Source organism: Winogradskyella eximia, from assembly GCF_003386165.1.
Taxonomy (GTDB): Bacteria; Bacteroidota; Bacteroidia; order Flavobacteriales; family Flavobacteriaceae; genus Winogradskyella; species Winogradskyella eximia.
Map to the genome: position 1 here is coordinate 286,540 of NZ_QRDV01000005.1, position 17,304 is coordinate 303,843.

Genomic DNA, 17,304 nt, shown 5'->3' on the forward strand with positions numbered 1-17,304 from the left:
TTACATATACTTTTCAAGAAATCTAAAAAACTCTTTTTTTAGTTTTGAGTAAATTTCGCGTTGCGTTTCTATGCGGTTTCTAAATTCGATATGTTTTTTAGCTAAAGGCATATCTATAGCATCTTCGCCTTCGATACTTTGACCTTCAATACGGGTTTCGTGTTCTTCAATAACTTCTTCTAAATCTTCAATGACACTACCATGAAGCACAAATTCATTTTGATAATGCTCTAATTGTGCTAAAACATCCTTATCTGTCCAGCGTGTTACTAATTCACTTAAACGGTTATTGAACGATTTTAATTCATCTTTCCAAAAGTCGAGTTCTCCTTTCCAAAGTTCGTGTTCAAAATGCATGTTCGAATTGTATAAAACATCAGTTTTCATAGTATTATTTTTTAAAAATTCTATATTACAAAGGTTGTTTAATATTGAAACATTCAAAATGATCTGAATCATTGTGGTAAAAAATTCAGAAAAAAGTGTTTAAATTTTAATAATATCTGTAGGTGTTTCTATTAAAATAGTTTTACTGCCTCTCAATGCAATAGGCTGTTTCATAATCTCAGGATGATGTTGAATCATCTTAATCCAATCATCAGTAGAAAAATTATGAGGCTCAAAATTTGTATTGTAAGCAGGATGGTCTTGATTTACTAGATCTGCTACTTCCATGTGTAATCTAGTGGCAAGTTCTACTATTTGAGTACCAGTGAGATTTGTTTTTAGAATATCAATGTTGTCAAGTTTTAAACCTTCTGATTTTGCATAAGCCAAAGTTTGTTTGGCTCTTACTGATTTAGAGTTATAAAACAATGTGATTTGTCGGTTTGATGTCGCAATTTCTCCCATGTCACTTAAGTTTATTTTTTATCTTTTCTTCTTCTACATAATGTTCTAATAACGCTTTTAAACCCGTTAAATATTCCTCCATAACCACCTTGTCTAAATGTGGATGTTGACTTACTGGTAAGGTCATTGGGCTTTCGTCTAATGAGCGATAAAGCTCAGGATAGTTGGTTTCAATATTTAATGTGAGTGCACTTATTTCTGTTAGTATATTCTGTAAACTTTTCATTATTAGTAGCTTTGATAATAGGATCTTATCCGTATAAAAAACATCATCGCATTCAATTAAAATTAACGATATCTCTAATTACATCTCCATTTTATAGGTAGAGGTAAAACAGCGTTATAGATTAAGTATACTGCTTAATTTTTGGTATGCGTAAAATCTAATTGTTGTACCATTTTCTCCTTATCAATCATGTATTCAGTGACTTTAAAAATTTCTTTTCTGTTGTTTCTAAACACCTTCACAAAATCTGCCATTTCATCCTCAATTAATTGATGTTCTTCTCTAAATTTAGGAGAAACATAGGTAAGCGGATCATCAACTAACTCTGCCAAATGATGCAAATGTGAATTCACTTTAGCTAGCAGTAACGCACATTGTTTATCTACTTCTAATAGATTCATTTCAATATCATACACCATATCTATATTTTCCTTATTAGAAATCCACATAAAATATTTATCTATAAGAAGATGTAAAAATCTTAAATCCTTATGGTAGAAAACAAGATCAGATTTCCAGTGTTCTGTAAGTACATACAATTGTTCCCAACTGGCTTCATTTATGTAATTATCTTTTGGTCTAATTCTAAAATCTTTCATTATTGCATTGGTTTATAACGTTATATCAAAAAAAGCTTTTGACAATTAAAAGTAATAATGAAATAAGGGTTACAAAATGACCTGAATCAGTCTAAACATAAATATGAATTATTACATATTAATGAGGTATTATTAAATAGACTAAACTTTTTTTACCAAAAAATCGTGAACATACTAATTAATTATTCTTTTAGCAGTAAGCTTTCTCACACAAAAGAATTGGAGCTAAGCGACATCAACCTTAACTCATAATCATCTCATTATTAAAAAACACATAAAGTAATGCACATAGATTTCTAAAATATTTCATAGCTTTATAACAAACTTAATTAAGCTATAAAACTCTTGTTATCCCGAAATAAATTAGGGGTAAATAGGGTGATTATGCTTATATAACTAGTTGCCAGTAATATGAAAAAAACTCTGCTAATATTAATAATACTGTTTTCATTTGAACTTTATTCACAAGAAATAATAAAGTTTTCAGATGCGGAATTTGAATTTTGTCTGACAAAAAAATGCGGAGAAACTGACTGTGAAATAACTAAAATTGAGGTTCTGAAAAATGGAATCTTAAAGCAAACTATAAAACCGAGCGAAAACTATTTCAGCAAAACATTTCCAAACGACCAACTATTCGCAATTGAGGATATGAATTTTGACGGAAAAACGGATTTTAGGCTAATGGAATTTCTTCCTGCTGGACCGAATGTTCCTTTTCTATTTTGGATTTATAATCCGACAAATGAACTCTTTGAAGAAAACAAAGATTATGGAGAAATAACTTCACCTGAATTTGATTACGAAAAAAAGCAAATTAATTCGACTTGGAGAAACGGTTGTTGCGAACACGGACGAGATATTTATGAATTAACAAACGGAATTCCAAAATTGACCGAACGATTTGTTATTGGACATAATTCGGAGGACAAAGAATATTATGAACATTGGAAAGTTGAAAACGGAGAATTAAAACTAATTGAAAAGAAAGTTGAATAAAATACTACTGGCAACACCGTATATAATTTATTGCTAGTTCTAGCCTACTTACGAAAATCCTCGCGGATTTTCTATTCGGTTTTTATTTGCTAAATTACGTGCTAAACCACGCAACAAACCATATACAAACACGTTGTACACAATTAACCATAACATCAAAATCAGATTAATTCCTCAAACTAACGTAAGGAATTTTAAAGATTATTTTATTAACATAATTTTACGTTAGTCGAGATTATATGAAAGACATAATTTCAGTTGGGTTTTATTTACCAACCAAAGAAGATGATTTTATTGAATTAAAAAGTAACGAATCACTTTCAGATGCAGATTTAGTAATTTTTTGTCCAAATTTTGATAACGCTCGTTTTTCTTATGGGCATAATTCTTCTTACAGAGGAAAGACAAGTTATAATTTAGATGATTCATCAAGAATCGTTGAATCTGCTAAACATTGGAATCGTGAGTTAGAGGCTTATTTAAAATGTGGAAAGAATTTATATATTTTACTTTCCCCTAAATATGAATTTTACATTGATACTGGTCAAAGGCGTACTAGCGGAACTGGAAGAAATCAAAAAGTAACCAATATAGTTGATCTATTTAGCAATTATAAACTTTTACCTTTTGACTTAAAAGTTCATAATGCGAGTGGAAAAAAAATGGTTTTGCAAAATGATCTTGTCAAATCGTTTTACAAATCATTTGAGAAAGAGCTAACTTTTCAAGCGTATTTAGAGCCTTCAGATAAATATACCGAATTAATAAAAACAAAAAGTTTAGATAAATTATTGTCTATTAAATTTCAAGAATTTGAAGGTGAAGTCATTGTCTTGCCTTACATAGAAACTGATAGAACTGATTTCTACAATGAAGATGATGAGTGGAATGCAGATGCCTTAAAATTCGGAAAAAAACTAATTCACTCATTAATAGAGATTGATAAGAATTTATCTTCTCAAGAGGTTAAATCACCTAAACCCGATTGGCTTAATAATGAAGTTTTCGAATTAGAAAAAGCTGAGAAAACAAAAAAATTGATTCAAAAAAATCAATCTAATATTGAAAAAATCAGGCAAGAAAATCAACAACTAGAATCTGTATTGAAAGCAGAAGAGAGTATTAAAGACTTATTGTTTGAGACAGGAAAACCTTTAGAAATAGCAGTAATTAAAGCATTGGAATTACTTGGTTTTGAAGCAGAGAATTTTGACAATGGTGTTTTAGAACTTGACCAAGTAATTACATCACCTGAAAAGTTAAGATATATTGGTGAATGTGAAGGAAAAGATAACAAAACAATCGATATAAGTAAATTTAGACAACTTTTAGATTCTTTAAATGAAGACTTCGAAAGAGAAGAAATAAAAGAAAAAGCATTTGGATTATTATTTGGAAACCCAAAAAGATTAATTCCATTAAACGAAAGGAAAGAGTTTTTTACTCAAAAATGCATTAATGGAGCCGAAAGAGAAAAAATCGGATTAATTAAAACAGTAGATTTATTTTTTATTGCACAATATTTAAGGAATAATTTAGATAAAGAATTTCAGAAAAATTGTCGTGATGCAATATATAATGGTTTAGGAAATATTATCAAGTTCCCCGAAGTTCCAAAAAAATAACTGTGTACAACACTGTATATAATTTATTGCTAGCTTCTCGCCTACTTACGAAAGTCCTCGCGGACTTTCTTGGTCGATAATTATTTACTAAATTAGTTGCTTAAACCACGCAACAAACCATATACAAACTCGTTGTACTTCATTACCAGAAACCGCTAACCAATGATAAAATTCTTTAGAAAAATACGCTACGACCTTATGGAAAAAACAACGCTGGAAAGTATTTAAAGTATGCTATTGGAGAAATTGTTTTGGTTGTTATTGGAATTTTAATTGCGCTGAGTTTAAATAATTGGAATGAATCAAGGAAAAATGAGATCATTAAACAGCAGTTAATTGAAGACTTAATTGTAGAATTACAATCATCGAGGGTTATATTAAATGATGCTATTGCCCTTGGTGATTCTCTGATTGCAGACGGTCAATTGTATTTAAAACATATTGGATCTAAAGAATTGACAATTGAAATAGATTCACTCAAAAAACTTGGAGATTTTATAACATATGGTATTCCTTATGATCTCAATTTACCAATTTATGAAGATTCAAAATCGTCAGGCAGGCTTAGTATGATTAATAATAAGAAAGTACTACTACTTTACGCTGAGATAATGTCTGCCGACATTGGTGGATCCATTCACCGTAAAATTAGTAATGATATGTATTATAATGGTTCTGACTGGGAACTAAGAAAGGAAATAGGATTAAGCGAAATTTTATCTACGTCTAATGAAATGATACCTGAAAGATTTAGATTAACTGAAAAAGAATTTTTGGAAATCCTAGCACGTCCTTCTACGTTTGCCACGTTAAATAATTCTTTACAGATGAAAGTTGTAAGGATTAATTATATGAATCGAATAAGCAATGGAATGACAGAAGTTATTGGATTACTTGAAGAAGAAAAAAAATAATCTTAAGTTATAAAAAATAACGAAATCAAAGATTCGACGCAGTCAAAGCACAACCCATGCATAATTAATTGCTTGGTCACTGCCGACTTACGAACATTACTGCGGAATATTCTATCTGTGTTTTATTTGCTAAATTAGTTGCTTAAAACACGTAACAAACCATACACAAAACAATTGTATACAAACAGCAATAAAAAAATGTGTAAAACAAAATAGAAGAAAAGATTAGATGAATTTAAAATTTATATTAAGCTGGCTTTTTATAGTTCTGTTATTTACAAATTGTAACACCTCTTCAAAAAACAGTAATAGTAATTCAAAAGCAAATGAAAACGTTAGCAATGAAAAATTATCCAGCAATGATTTGTTAAATAGTAAAAACTTCGCATTTCCAAACGGTAAACTTAAATGCTTGGTGATTAGCTTTGATGATGGTCCTGAACATGACCGCTTATTGGTAAACAAACTCAACAAAGCAAACATGGTTGGCACTTTCCATTTAAACTCGGCTAGATTAGGCAAAAGAGCTGAATGGTTGAGTTCAGAATTGGGTAATGACATTTTCTTTGTGTCAGAAAAAGAAATAAAAAATCTATACTTTGGACATGAAATTTCTAGTCATACCGCCAACCACGTTGGACTAAATAATCAGAAAGATTCGCTAATAAAATTTGAGGTTTCTTCAGATATTGACAAACTTGAAGAATTAGTCGAAAAACCTGTTAAGGGGTTGGCATATCCTTTTGGCGCGTATGATAATCAGACCTTGAAATCACTAAAAGACTTAAACATTAAATATGCGAGAACTACAGAATCTACCCAAACTTTTGAGCTGCCAAAATCTAATTTTCTAACGTTAAATCCAACTTGTCATATTTTTGATGCTGTAAATTTTGGTTCTTTTTTTGTAAATAATGACCCTAAAGAAATGCAGTTGTTGAATATTTGGGGACATAGCTATGAGTTTCATAATAATTGGGAATTGGCTGATTCTATTTGTAATGTTTTAGGAAACAATAAAGATATTTGGTATGCTAAAACCATGGAATTAGTAGAATATCTAGAGGCTATTAAACAGCTAAAGTATACTAATAAAACTGTTTTTAATCCATCAAAAGAGATTTCTGTTTGGATAAAAAACACCAATGGTAACTTTGTTGAATTGCAACCAGAACAACGTATGCCAATTGATTTTAAAAGTTCTTATCAAAAAGTTAATACCATTGACAGTCTTTATCCTAAAGTCTCAACCAGCATAAAGTATCATGGTGATTGGACAAAAATTAATTATAAAAATCGTATTGTTAAATTCAAAAATTCACCTTTGAATTTTGGCGATATTGTCTTTGTTGGAAATAGCATAACAGAAAAAGGTGGTGATTGGAGTAAAAAGTTTAATATGCCAAACATTCGCAATCGCGGAATAGCAGGAGATGTTACAGATGGAGTATTAGAACGTATTAATGAAATTACACACTATAAACCTAAGGCTGTATTCCTATTAATTGGAATAAATGACTTATTCAATTTGCATTATCAAAAAGAAATCCCATCTGTAAAATATGTGGCGAACAACATTATTAAAATCACTGAAATTATTCATAAAAAATCGCCCGAAACAAAAATCTATTTACAAACCATATTACCAACTTCTGAAGCGTATATGGCTGACAATATCCATAGTGTGAATACTATTATCAAGAATTACGAAAACGAAGCACATTACGAACTTATTGATTTATTTAATGTGTTTGTTGATAGCAATGGATTAATAAAGCCAAGCCTAACGGTAGATGGCACACATCTTAATGAATTAGGTTATGAACTTTGGGTAAAAACAATAAAGAATAAATTAAAATAAATGCCAACATACAATATTGTATAACCAAAATTATTCCAATAAGTAAAATAGAATGTTTCTTATTTCTAATTTTATTAGTTTTAAAAAACAACAACATTAAAATTAACTGGTTTTAGATATGCAAGTAGGATTTCACCCATAATGTCGGGATTATTAGCAACATATTACTTAATGACATTAATTATTGATATTAAATTAATTCATATAGTTTGGGTGCCAATGATTGTAATTTTATATCCAACGTATTTTATAACAATTGTAAAAAACAGGTATTTAATTATAACTAAAAAAAATAAAAACTTACTACATAACAGCTTAAAATTAATTACCTACTCACTGACGACTTACGAGCATTACTGCGGAATATTCTATCTGTGATTTATTTGCTAAATTAGTTGCTTAAACACGCAACAAACCATATACAAACACATAACCATACGTAGCCAAACAATGCCGAGAATTGCAATTCAAACTGAAATAAAAGCCAATAGAAATATCGTGTTTGACCTATCTCGAAGTATCGATTTACACAAAATATCGACTGAGCACACGAATGAGAAAGCAATCGCTGGAAAAACGAGCGGATTAATCGGAATGGACGAAAGTGTAACGTGGAGAGCAAAACACTTTGGAATTTATCAAAATCTGACTTCCAAAATCATAGAATATGAACGACCGAAATACTTTGCGGACGAAATGGTTAAAGGAGCATTTGCGGAATTTAAGCACGAACATCACTTTGCGGAATCGAATGGAGGAACTTTGATGACCGACTATTTTAATTATAAATCACCTTTTGGAATTTTAGGAAAGCTAGCGGACAAATTGTTTCTAAAAAAATATATGACTGAATTACTGACCGAACGAAACCGAATCGTAAAGCAGTTTGCGGAATCTGAAAAGTGGAAAGAAATAATAACTGAATAAAGTACGAATGAACATTTTTGGTTTTAAGAAAAAACAGGAATATTCATCAAAGGATATTTTAAAGCAACTAGACAAGTGTGCAGAGGATTTTACATTCCCAATGTTAGATAATGGATATGTTTATCCTGTTCATTCTAAAATGAGTGCATATCGTGATGAAAAACGTTGGGCTTTGATAATCGAAGTTGTTGGATTTAATTATCGTGGTGGCGGACATAACGGAATTTCAAATTGCTTACACATTTTTGGAAATTGCATTGAAACAAAACCAGGAACTGATAACGAAAATTTCTTATATATAACGGACGATAGTTCAAGACATTCGACTTTTGACGAGGAATATTTAGAAAGTTTGAATCCCGAAGCCAAAACAATGGTTTTGAGAAATAAAGAAATGGCTATTAATCACAATCGTGAATTCTACCTAAAAAAAGGAATTGAACTTGAAGAAAACGACAAAATTTTCGTTTGGGAGTTTTTAAGAGGTTTAGAGCCAGAATACAGTAAAGAATTTGAGGCAACTGAACAGGAAATCAGAAAAAGAATTCCAATGGATTTGCAGAAGATTATGGAATTGACCGAATGGAATCATCCCGATTGTGCTGATTCAGAAATTCCGAGTAAAAATCAAACCTTTAAGCAAATAACAAAGGTTTTGGAAACTGGAAAAAAGAAATTTTATAAACCGACTGAAAAGCCAAATAATCATTGGAAAAATTGGCCTGATGGTGGTACTTTGTAGAAAAGTACGTATGATAACAACGTGTATAATTCATTGATATTTATAGCCTACTTACGAAAGTATTCGCGGATTTTCTATTCGGTTTTTATTTGCTAAATTAGGTGCTTAAACACAGAACATATCCATCAACGTCATTGTTCATTAGTTGAAAATTCTCGTGAATTATAAAATTATTGATTTAGATTATGTTTAAGAAGTTTATGAAATGGCTATTGAGAGGAATAGTATCAATAATTGTTTTTACAATATACCTTTTCACGTTACTTTATCCTTTTTACAACCTATTAGTCCCAGATTATTTAAGTTCTGATACTATAAATTTTATGCTGAATGTAATCTATCCACAACTGAAATTGATAGTATTTCAGGTAACCTGATTTACCTGAATTCTAGTTTAGCTGTTCCTGACATTGGCAATATTTGAAAAGTTTTGTATTCTATAAAAATAAAAGATAACCAAATAGGAAAAATAGAAATAAAAGAAACTGATTACGTCGGAATGTAAAACCATTCATAACCACGTTAGCTGTAATTTATGATGACTGAAACAAATCAAATAGAAAGAATTAAAATAAAGCTACGTTTAGCTAAGCACACAGATTACTTTTTTGAAGTCTTTGGCGCTTCATCTCATAAGTATGTAATACACTCGCCTATTGAATTTAAAGAATTAAAAAACTTTGAAAAGACATATAATATTTCCCTTCCAGATGCCTATACGGCTTTTTTAACTCAAATTGGAAACGGAGGTTTAGAGTATAAAAATTCTGTAGTTGGTAACTCAGCAGCAGGACCTGATTATGGTATATTTAAATTGGGACATCCTTTTCAATTCATCGCTGAACCATCATTGAAATATCTTGAAAAAGCACCATATTTTAATGAAAATACGACAGAAAAAGAATGGGAAAGTATCTATGAGAAAATGGATGATACTATTTCAGATGAAGATTATGATATAGAAGTCGCAAAAGCTTATTCAGGTATTCTTAATATTGGGTTTTCTGGATGTTCTGGTTATTTAGGAATTATATTAAACGGTGAAAATAAAGGACAAATTATTCAAACCTATGATGAAATTGAATACTGCCCTCATTTGTACAAAGAAATTAACTTTTTAGATTGGTATGAAAACTGGTTAAATGAAATTATTTCTGGAAAGAGAATTAAACAAAAAGAATGTACAAATGATTCAGAAGAAAGTTGCATTGAAAGATTTCTATCTGACAAAGAATCATATTGGAAATTTGTATCCTTATCGTACATAAGGTCTTTTAATAGGTTAAGTGTTTCTTCAATTGACGCATTAAACAAAAGCTATAGAAAAGAAAAAGACGATAAGGTTAAGCTATATATATTAAACCTATTAACTAAGTTCGATTACGAGAATACTAAAAAAGAAATAGCTAAACTTGCTAAACAAAACCCAATAGCATTTTTAAGAAATCTTCATTTATATAGTAAAGAAAAGTCTATTGAATGGTTAAGTGAAATTAACAACCTTAAAAAATCCAATGATTCTGAATTATTAGAGTATATAAAGCATATCACCAATATAGATATAAAAACGACAGCCAATAATTTAGATAATTAATTCTTAATTTTAGCATACTTACAAATAGTCCTGTATAATATTCAATCTGAGATTTAACCATATAAAAACACTTTAGAAAACATTTGAGAATTTATGACTAAAAAAATTATATGCGTTTGGATTGGAACTTTTAAATCTGAAGATAAACTCTTCAAAAACTATCTAAATTTTGATTATACAAACGATGACGAACCTGAATCGGAATTTGCAAAAGATTCTGGACTAGAATATTATGATGAGGATTTTATGGAAAGTTGGTGGTTTAGTAAACTAGAATTAAATGAACTAACTGAATATAAAGACAACTTACTCGACTCTGAATATTTTTTCGATGAACTTATAGCGGAATTAAAAAATAGAGACTTAACTAACCGGAATTCTATTTCATTCTTGTTTGGCGAAAAAGGAGCATACCCAACAAATGAAACCTTATTTGAATACAACGGAATGGAATCAAATAATAAACCAATTGAATTTGTTTACCGAAAAGAATACGAAGTGAAATAAAACAATTTGTCAATAACGTATGTAATACTTTTTATACCTACTTTCCAATACAGAATTAAGTATTCCATATTTTATAGTACTTTAAGGAAAACGAGGTACAAAAAGTGTTGAAATTTCCATAGATATTAGCACAACACTTCAATATATATAATCCACAATTTTAAAAAAAACACCTTAAGTTAAATGTTGACAAATATGAAACAAATTCACATTACCAATTCACGATATTCTACTTCGTTAATAATGTTTTCAACGTTACTATCCTTTTTAGGGTTAAATAAATCCTTACTTACAGGAAAAGTTTCAATTCTCGATTCTGAATAGTGCTTTTTTATTAATTCTGAGATATCAGATATTTCAAGACTATCATTTAACCATTGCTTCGAATCCTTTTCTGTAAAAATTACTGGCTGTCTATTTTTAGAATTATGAATTTTTTCAAATAAAGGAGAAGCAACTTTGGTGAGAATTGTAAATGTTATAAAACTCTCAATTACTGTATATATGCCTGCAAGTGCAAGAGGTGAGTTATCTTTATTTCTAAAATAAAATGGATATTTTTTTGACTTATATGTATGAGGTTCAAAAAATCCACTCACAGGTATAATACACCTTCTTTTCATTATACTATTCTTATATATAAAATGATCAAATACTTTCTCAGACCTAGCGTTTAAACCTCCTCCGAAACGAATAGATTCTTTGTAATACGGCTTTATTTCGTTTCCGTTTTTATCTGATGGAACAATACCCCATATACCAGGTGCAAGAGACTCACTTTGCTGTTGTGGAATAACTAGCATATTAGGATGAGAAAAACCATTATGATGATAATTAGGCTTATTAAAATATGACCTCAACCCTTGATCACTAAGGTTAACTTTAAAAAATGTTTCTAATCGCTTAACTTTGTTGGTAGTACTGGTATGAAAACACATCGCTTACTTTTTATTAAATTTAATGAATTATTCAATTAATGAAAAAGCTTATAACAACATTACTTAATGTTTTTAAAGAATTTATAATTTTGCTATTATTAATGTTCTTATTATCCTTAATAGGTGATTTACTTATTTATTTTTTAAGATAATATTTCCTATAATACTAAGTTTCTAGGGTTTGGTTTTAAACTCATTTTCTTTGAAAGGATAACACTAATACTACAAAAATCAAATCTCTCCTTTACAATCCCATAACAAGCATATATCCCTAATCCATTAATAGGGTATTTATCAACTACATCAGAGAAGTGTACAGCATCAAAATAGTCACCTGCATAATCTACAAATGTACTAAGTCGCATCAGCTTGCCTTGAGATGTTCTATTGTATCTTGTTGTTACCAAACTACCATAAATCAAAATTTTCTTTCCAACATGATCTCTCATTTTACTCGCAAAAACACCTTTGCTCATTCTCTCTTCTATTAAACTAAAATAACCACACAAAGGAAATCCTAACAGTTCCATTTCGTCATAAGCATCCTCAATCCAAGTACTATCGAGCTTAGGAAGTATAAATTCCTTATGTTGTGATTTAAATAGTTTTGCTTGATTACTCTTACCTCCTTTAGCATTCAACTTAAAAATTGCTTGCCACTGCAACTCTGTTTTGGTCTTACAAGTAAACCTAAACGCATCAATTCTTATTAATATGGACAATTGCTCTATACTTATAGCAACTCTATCTACAAAATCATCTAATGATTTATATGCTCCATTAAGTTGTCGCTCTGAAAGTAATCTTTGAATAGTATAAACTTCTACATTTTTCAGATAACCAAAACCTAAGTAAATAGATTTATCAATCAACCTATTTGGATGATCACTATTATTAATGCAAGGCAAACAAATATTTGCTCCTTGTTTTTTAGCCTCATGTAAATAATGCTCTGTACTATAAAATCCACCTCCATTATTCAATACAGCTGTCATAAACTCTAAAGGAAAATAACATTTAAGGTATAAGCTCTGGTAGCTTTCTACAGCATAAGAAGCAGAGTGCCCTTTTGCAAAAGCATAACCTGCAAAACTTTTAATTTGGTTCCATACCTCAAATATCAATTCATCAGCAAACCCTTTTGCTCTGCAATTAGAAATAAATTTTTGTTCCACAGCTAAAAACTCTTCTCGTGAACGATACTTACCGCTCATCCCTCTTCTTAGAATATCGGCTTCACCAAGAGTTAAATCAGCAAATTGATTAGCAACTTTTAATACATCTTCCTGATAAACCATAACACCATAAGTGTCTGGCATAATTTTCAACAAAATTGGATTTGCATTTTTCCTGTTTTCGGGATAACGGTGACGTTTAATAAACTCTTCTTTCATCCCAGAGCCTGAAACACCTGGTCTAATTATTGAACTTGCAGCTACCAAACCTAAATAATCCTGAGTTTGCAATTGCTGCATTAAACCTCTCATAGCTGGTGACTCTACATAATATGCACCAATAGCACCTCCTGATTTTAAAAGTTGGTTAATCTTTTCATCTTTTTTAAATGCTTCAACATTTGTAATATCAATAGATGAAATTTCAGGTCTATTCTCCTTAATTATCTCTAATGCATCTTTAATTTTTGCTAATCCTCGTTGTCCTAGTATATCGAATTTAAACACTCCGACATCTTCCGCAATAATCATATCAAATTGTACTGTTGAAAACCCTTTAGGTGGTAAATCTGTAGCAGAATAATAATGAACTGGTTTATCTAAGATGAGAATACCAGCAGAATGAACACTAAGATAATTAGGAAACCCTTCAATTAATTTTCCATATCTTAAAACTAACTTTGAAATATCATCTATGCTATCAATGGAGTAATTCCCCTCACTAAGCTTATCTATTTCTTCCTTAGGTAAGCCGAATACTTTACCTAATTCTCTGACAACTGCACGAAACTTAAACGTATTATAAGTAGCTAATAAAGCTGTATTAGAAAATCGTTGAAAAATATATGCCGTAACATCATCTCTATCTTTCCAAGAAAAATCAATATCAAAATCGGGAGGAGATGCTCTAAAAGGGTTAATGAATCTTTCAAAATACAAGTCTAATTCTATTGGATCTACATCAGTTATGCCTATTATATAAGCTACAATACTATTAGCACCACTACCTCTACCAACATGAAAATATCCTTTACTTTTTGCATAGGATACAATATCATAATTGATTAAAAAAAAAGACACAAAACCTAATGACTTTATAGTTTCTAACTCCGTTCTTAAGCGTTCAAACACTTTTTGATTTGGAAGAGCGTAACGCCTGTGTAGACCGTCATTGCAAAGTTTTTCTAGTAATAAATAATCGTTTTCAAATGAATCTGTGTATAGTTTCAAATTCTGTGAATGCCGCTCCTTTCCAAATTCAAACTTGATATTACAGTTTTCTAACAGTGCTTTAGTATTTTCTATGATATGAGGAAAGTCCAAAAAAATCCTATAGACGTCTTCTATGCAATACATTTTATCGGTTATTAAACATTCTTCTGACTTTTCTAATTTGCTTAATAAAATATTATTATCAATTGCTCTTAGAAGACGATGTGCGTTGAAATCTTTTTTAGTTCTTATGGTAACCGTTTGTTGAATAACTAATTTATCAGTAAATTCTAATAATCTTGAGAATCTAAGTTTTCGCAATTCTTCAAACGATACACCGATAAACTCATTAGAAGAAAATTTAGACTTTTCTAATTGTAACACTTTCTCAAATGGATATATAATATAACAATCATTGAAGGCTGGTGCAATCTCTGGAATTAATAACTTTCGCTCTGAGTAATGGGACAAATATGTATTAAGCTCTTTAAATCCGTTGTTATTTTTAGCTAGCCCTATATAAACTTGATCAGTTCCGTTTCTAAAATCAATGCCAACAATAGGTTTAATGCCTAAACCCTCAGCTTTTCTAATAAAATTTAAACATGCCGAAGTATTGTTTATATCAGTTAAAGCTAATGCGTTTATTCCATTTTCTTGAGCTAGTTTTAATAACTCAATCTCCGATAACGTTCCGTAGCGTAATGAATAATATGTATGACAATTAATATACATTACTGTTTTCTATGTGCTAATAAAGTTGGTGGCTCACCATTAAAAGGGTTTTGAAACCGTCCAATTGTTTTAGCTCCCATAGAAGATGCTCTCATAATACTTAATTCACCATAACGTCCTCTAATATTATCCATAGCATCATATAAATTTATCATCTCTACAGTATCATCAAACAAGTTAATCTGATAATTACCACTTACTATATCGCTAATTTTGACACCAATTAAACGGATAAGCAATCTACGTTGATACAGTTTTTCAAAAAGCTCTAAAACCTTTGGTATGATAATATGATCTGCACTGGTATAAGGAATTTTAATTTGTTTATTATAAGTACTAAAATCAGAATATCGAATTTTTACACTTATAGTTCCTGCCAATTTATTCCCTCTCCTTAATTGAAAAGCCAAACTTTCGGCCATTGCAAAAATTGTTGTTTTCAGAATAGCCATATCAATAGTATCTCTGCTAAAAGTGCGTTCTGTAGAAATAGATTTTCGTTCATGAAATGGAATCAATGGAGGGTCATCAATGCCATTGGCTCTGTTCCAAATCGTTCTACCATTGGCGCCTAATGCACTAATCATCATTTCTAATGGCATTTGTTGAACAACACCTACTTTATCAATGCCTAGGTTGCGTAAAGTTTGATATGTTTTTTCACCAACTGAAGGAATTTTTTTTATTGATAATGGTGCTAAAAAAGACTTTTCAAATCCTGAATCTATTTTTAATTGATTATTAGGTTTTGCTTCACCTGTTGCAACTTTAGATACAATTTTATTTACAGACAAACCAAATGAGATTGGCAATCCACTTTCTTTAATTATTCTCTGTCGTAATTCTGAAGCATATTTATAACAGCCATAGAATTTATCCATACCAGATAAATCAGCATAAAACTCATCTACACTTGCCTTTTCAAAAACTGGGACTTTCTCTCTCACTATTTCTGTGACAATATGAGAATACTTGGTATAAATAGAGGAATCACCACGAATTACAATTGCCTCTGGACACAATCTTTTTGCAACTTTCATAGACATACCTGAATAAACACCAAATGAGCGAGTTTCATAACTGCAAGCAGCCACAACACCTCTGTCACTTGTACCTCCGACCAATAGTGGTCTATTTTGCAAACGTCTATCAATCAGTCGTTCACAGGACACAAAAAAAGTATCTAAATCTAGATGTAAAATATTTTTTCTCATGCCTCAAAATTAGCTACAATTAATAGTATTCATTGCTATATTTTGTAGTAAAGCTTCTTTTTTTTCCGAATCGTTATCACTTAAATGTAATTTTTTTAAAATTTTAAATACTCTAATTCATTTGCTCTTTTGAATTTAAACACAGAACCTCACAACTTAACACACTAACAATAAGCAACTTTACGTGAATACAAGTCATATAAATTACTTAAATTTGAGACTGACATGTATAATGTGGATATAGACTATAGTCTATATCCAATTGTTGTGCTTCATTATTCTCACTCGAGCGGAATGAAATAATTATCCTACCTTTCAAGAAAGAACTAACCAATGATAAAATTCTTTAGAAAAATTAGACAAAATTTACTTTCGGAAGGAAAAACTGGGAAGTATTTTAAATATGCCATTGGAGAAATTGCACTCGTTGTTATTGGAATTTTAATTGCCTTATGGTTAAACAATTTAAACACAATATCTCAAAATAAAGAAAAAGGAGATATTATGCTATTAGAAATTAAAGAGAACCTTATATCTGATACCTTATTAATTCGTGAAATATCTACTTTCAACGCTGAAAAGAGTTCTGATATAAGTAAATTTATGCAGATTGCGGCAGAAAAGAAAATATCCCAAGAACTTGGTGAAAAAATGTTTCAACTTTTATCAGAAGGTAAATTATTTACAAACGCAAGTTTCAAAAGTAATAGCACAGGCTACAATACTCTAACCAGTTCAGGCAATATTGAAATAATCACTAATACAGAATTGAGAAATCAACTGACTCAATACTATCTTACAACCTCAATAGCAGCATTTGATGAATTAATAAACTTAACAAGGTCTTTTAAGTATTATATTTTACCAAAAGTCACGAATAAGGAGTTCGTGAAAAAGGTTACTAATCTTGATTTTCAAATAAGAAATCTCGAAGACCTGAAGCTTAATGAAGATGAAAAATTGGTTAGCGATTTGATCTTAATTCTTGCTAATATCAATTATAATGAACAGGCATTAGTAGAACTAAAGAAAGAATTGATTCATCTCATTGAATTAATTGATGAAGAACTTAAAAAATAACGAAAGCACAACAAAGTACTGTGGTAAAAAACAAGTAAAAATGTATTAATTTTTCACTAAAGTACTTTTATAATTTCCATCATATATTAATCCTGATTTAGCTA

General features: G+C 30.1%; 16 protein-coding genes. 9 read left to right on the top strand and 7 right to left on the bottom strand.

What is annotated here, in order from left to right; genetic code table 11:
* From DFQ10_RS12480 to DFQ10_RS12495, 4 genes are all read right to left on the bottom strand, one after another.
* Nucleotides 1–387 (bottom strand): hypothetical protein, encoded by a 387-nt coding sequence (locus DFQ10_RS12480; protein ID WP_115817762.1) that lies wholly within the window; start codon nucleotides 385–387, stop codon nucleotides 1–3.
* Between the two features lie 99 nt (nucleotides 388–486).
* Complete coding sequence (locus DFQ10_RS12485; protein ID WP_115817763.1) at nucleotides 487–852, bottom strand: arsenate reductase family protein; 366 nt, start codon at nucleotides 850–852, stop codon at nucleotides 487–489.
* A 1-nt stretch (nucleotide 853) separates the two neighbouring features.
* A complete protein-coding gene (locus tag DFQ10_RS12490) occupies nucleotides 854–1,078 on the bottom strand; it encodes a hypothetical protein (RefSeq protein ID WP_115817764.1) in 225 nt (74 codons plus the stop codon).
* A 134-nt stretch (nucleotides 1,079–1,212) separates the two neighbouring features.
* Entirely contained in the window at nucleotides 1,213–1,677 is a 465-nt protein-coding gene (locus DFQ10_RS12495; protein ID WP_115817765.1) for a hypothetical protein, read from the bottom strand.
* 411 nt (nucleotides 1,678–2,088) lie between these two features.
* Between DFQ10_RS12495 and DFQ10_RS12500 the strand changes: the two genes are divergently transcribed.
* The 8 genes from DFQ10_RS12500 to DFQ10_RS12535 all read left to right on the top strand — a co-directional run bounded on the left by DFQ10_RS12500 (nucleotide 2,089) and on the right by DFQ10_RS12535 (nucleotide 10,846).
* Nucleotides 2,089–2,676 carry an XAC2610-related protein gene (locus tag DFQ10_RS12500; RefSeq protein WP_115817766.1) on the top strand — a complete coding sequence of 196 codons (588 nt, stop codon included), beginning with the start codon at nucleotides 2,089–2,091 and terminating at the stop codon, nucleotides 2,674–2,676.
* 239 nt (nucleotides 2,677–2,915) lie between these two features.
* Nucleotides 2,916–4,301, top strand: coding sequence for a hypothetical protein (locus DFQ10_RS12505; RefSeq protein ID WP_115817767.1), 1,386 nt, complete (start codon nucleotides 2,916–2,918; stop codon nucleotides 4,299–4,301).
* A 251-nt stretch (nucleotides 4,302–4,552) separates the two neighbouring features.
* On the top strand, nucleotides 4,553–5,215 hold the full coding sequence (locus tag DFQ10_RS12510; protein ID WP_115817768.1) for a DUF6090 family protein: 663 nt from the start codon (nucleotides 4,553–4,555) through the stop codon (nucleotides 5,213–5,215).
* Between the two features lie 229 nt (nucleotides 5,216–5,444).
* Nucleotides 5,445–7,076, top strand: a complete 1,632-nt coding sequence (locus DFQ10_RS12515; protein WP_115817769.1) for a GDSL-type esterase/lipase family protein — start codon at nucleotides 5,445–5,447, stop codon at nucleotides 7,074–7,076.
* Nucleotides 7,077–7,526: 450 nt separating this feature from the next.
* Nucleotides 7,527–8,003 (top strand): SRPBCC family protein, encoded by a 477-nt coding sequence (locus DFQ10_RS12520; protein WP_115817770.1) that lies wholly within the window; start codon nucleotides 7,527–7,529, stop codon nucleotides 8,001–8,003.
* 7 nt (nucleotides 8,004–8,010) lie between these two features.
* A complete protein-coding gene (locus tag DFQ10_RS12525; RefSeq protein ID WP_115817771.1) occupies nucleotides 8,011–8,745 on the top strand; it encodes a DUF7003 family protein in 735 nt (244 codons plus the stop codon).
* A gap of 535 nt (nucleotides 8,746–9,280) precedes the next feature.
* Nucleotides 9,281–10,339 (top strand): SMI1/KNR4 family protein, encoded by a 1,059-nt coding sequence (locus tag DFQ10_RS12530; RefSeq protein WP_115817772.1) that lies wholly within the window; start codon nucleotides 9,281–9,283, stop codon nucleotides 10,337–10,339.
* Between the two features lie 93 nt (nucleotides 10,340–10,432).
* On the top strand, nucleotides 10,433–10,846 hold the full coding sequence (locus DFQ10_RS12535; protein WP_115817773.1) for an immunity 22 family protein: 414 nt from the start codon (nucleotides 10,433–10,435) through the stop codon (nucleotides 10,844–10,846).
* A gap of 206 nt (nucleotides 10,847–11,052) precedes the next feature.
* On the opposite strand, the gene DFQ10_RS12540 is transcribed toward DFQ10_RS12535, so the two are convergent.
* The 3 genes from DFQ10_RS12540 to DFQ10_RS12550 form a co-directional block, all read right to left on the bottom strand.
* Nucleotides 11,053–11,784, bottom strand: a complete 732-nt coding sequence (locus DFQ10_RS12540) for an SOS response-associated peptidase (protein WP_115817774.1) — start codon at nucleotides 11,782–11,784, stop codon at nucleotides 11,053–11,055.
* 158 nt (nucleotides 11,785–11,942) lie between these two features.
* Nucleotides 11,943–14,906: a DNA polymerase III subunit alpha gene (locus tag DFQ10_RS12545; protein WP_115817775.1), complete on the bottom strand. Its 2,964-nt coding sequence runs from the start codon at nucleotides 14,904–14,906 to the stop codon at nucleotides 11,943–11,945.
* Nucleotides 14,906–16,120 (bottom strand): DNA polymerase Y family protein, encoded by a 1,215-nt coding sequence (locus DFQ10_RS12550; protein ID WP_115817776.1) that lies wholly within the window; start codon nucleotides 16,118–16,120, stop codon nucleotides 14,906–14,908. Before DFQ10_RS12550 ends, DFQ10_RS12545 begins: the two co-directional genes overlap by 1 nt.
* A 333-nt stretch (nucleotides 16,121–16,453) precedes the next feature.
* Between DFQ10_RS12550 and DFQ10_RS12555 the strand changes: the two genes are divergently transcribed.
* Entirely contained in the window at nucleotides 16,454–17,200 is a 747-nt protein-coding gene (locus DFQ10_RS12555) for a DUF6090 family protein (protein WP_115817777.1), read from the top strand.
* The last annotated feature ends 104 nt before the right edge of the window (nucleotides 17,201–17,304 follow it).

Coding starts and splice junctions, on each gene's coding strand:
- DFQ10_RS12480 (WP_115817762.1), bottom strand. CDS start 387: ATGAAAACTGATGTTTTATACAATTCGAACATGCATTTTGAACACGAA.
- DFQ10_RS12485 (WP_115817763.1), bottom strand. CDS start 852: ATGGGAGAAATTGCGACATCAAACCGACAAATCACATTGTTTTATAAC.
- DFQ10_RS12490 (WP_115817764.1), bottom strand. CDS start 1,078: ATGAAAAGTTTACAGAATATACTAACAGAAATAAGTGCACTCACATTA.
- DFQ10_RS12495 (WP_115817765.1), bottom strand. CDS start 1,677: ATGAAAGATTTTAGAATTAGACCAAAAGATAATTACATAAATGAAGCC.
- DFQ10_RS12500 (WP_115817766.1), top strand. CDS start 2,089: ATGAAAAAAACTCTGCTAATATTAATAATACTGTTTTCATTTGAACTT.
- DFQ10_RS12505 (WP_115817767.1), top strand. CDS start 2,916: ATGAAAGACATAATTTCAGTTGGGTTTTATTTACCAACCAAAGAAGAT.
- DFQ10_RS12515 (WP_115817769.1), top strand. CDS start 5,445: ATGAATTTAAAATTTATATTAAGCTGGCTTTTTATAGTTCTGTTATTT.
- DFQ10_RS12520 (WP_115817770.1), top strand. CDS start 7,527: ATGCCGAGAATTGCAATTCAAACTGAAATAAAAGCCAATAGAAATATC.
- DFQ10_RS12525 (WP_115817771.1), top strand. CDS start 8,011: ATGAACATTTTTGGTTTTAAGAAAAAACAGGAATATTCATCAAAGGAT.
- DFQ10_RS12530 (WP_115817772.1), top strand. CDS start 9,281: ATGATGACTGAAACAAATCAAATAGAAAGAATTAAAATAAAGCTACGT.
- DFQ10_RS12535 (WP_115817773.1), top strand. CDS start 10,433: ATGACTAAAAAAATTATATGCGTTTGGATTGGAACTTTTAAATCTGAA.
- DFQ10_RS12540 (WP_115817774.1), bottom strand. CDS start 11,784: ATGTGTTTTCATACCAGTACTACCAACAAAGTTAAGCGATTAGAAACA.
- DFQ10_RS12545 (WP_115817775.1), bottom strand. CDS start 14,906: ATGTATATTAATTGTCATACATATTATTCATTACGCTACGGAACGTTA.
- DFQ10_RS12550 (WP_115817776.1), bottom strand. CDS start 16,120: ATGAGAAAAAATATTTTACATCTAGATTTAGATACTTTTTTTGTGTCC.
- DFQ10_RS12555 (WP_115817777.1), top strand. CDS start 16,454: ATGATAAAATTCTTTAGAAAAATTAGACAAAATTTACTTTCGGAAGGA.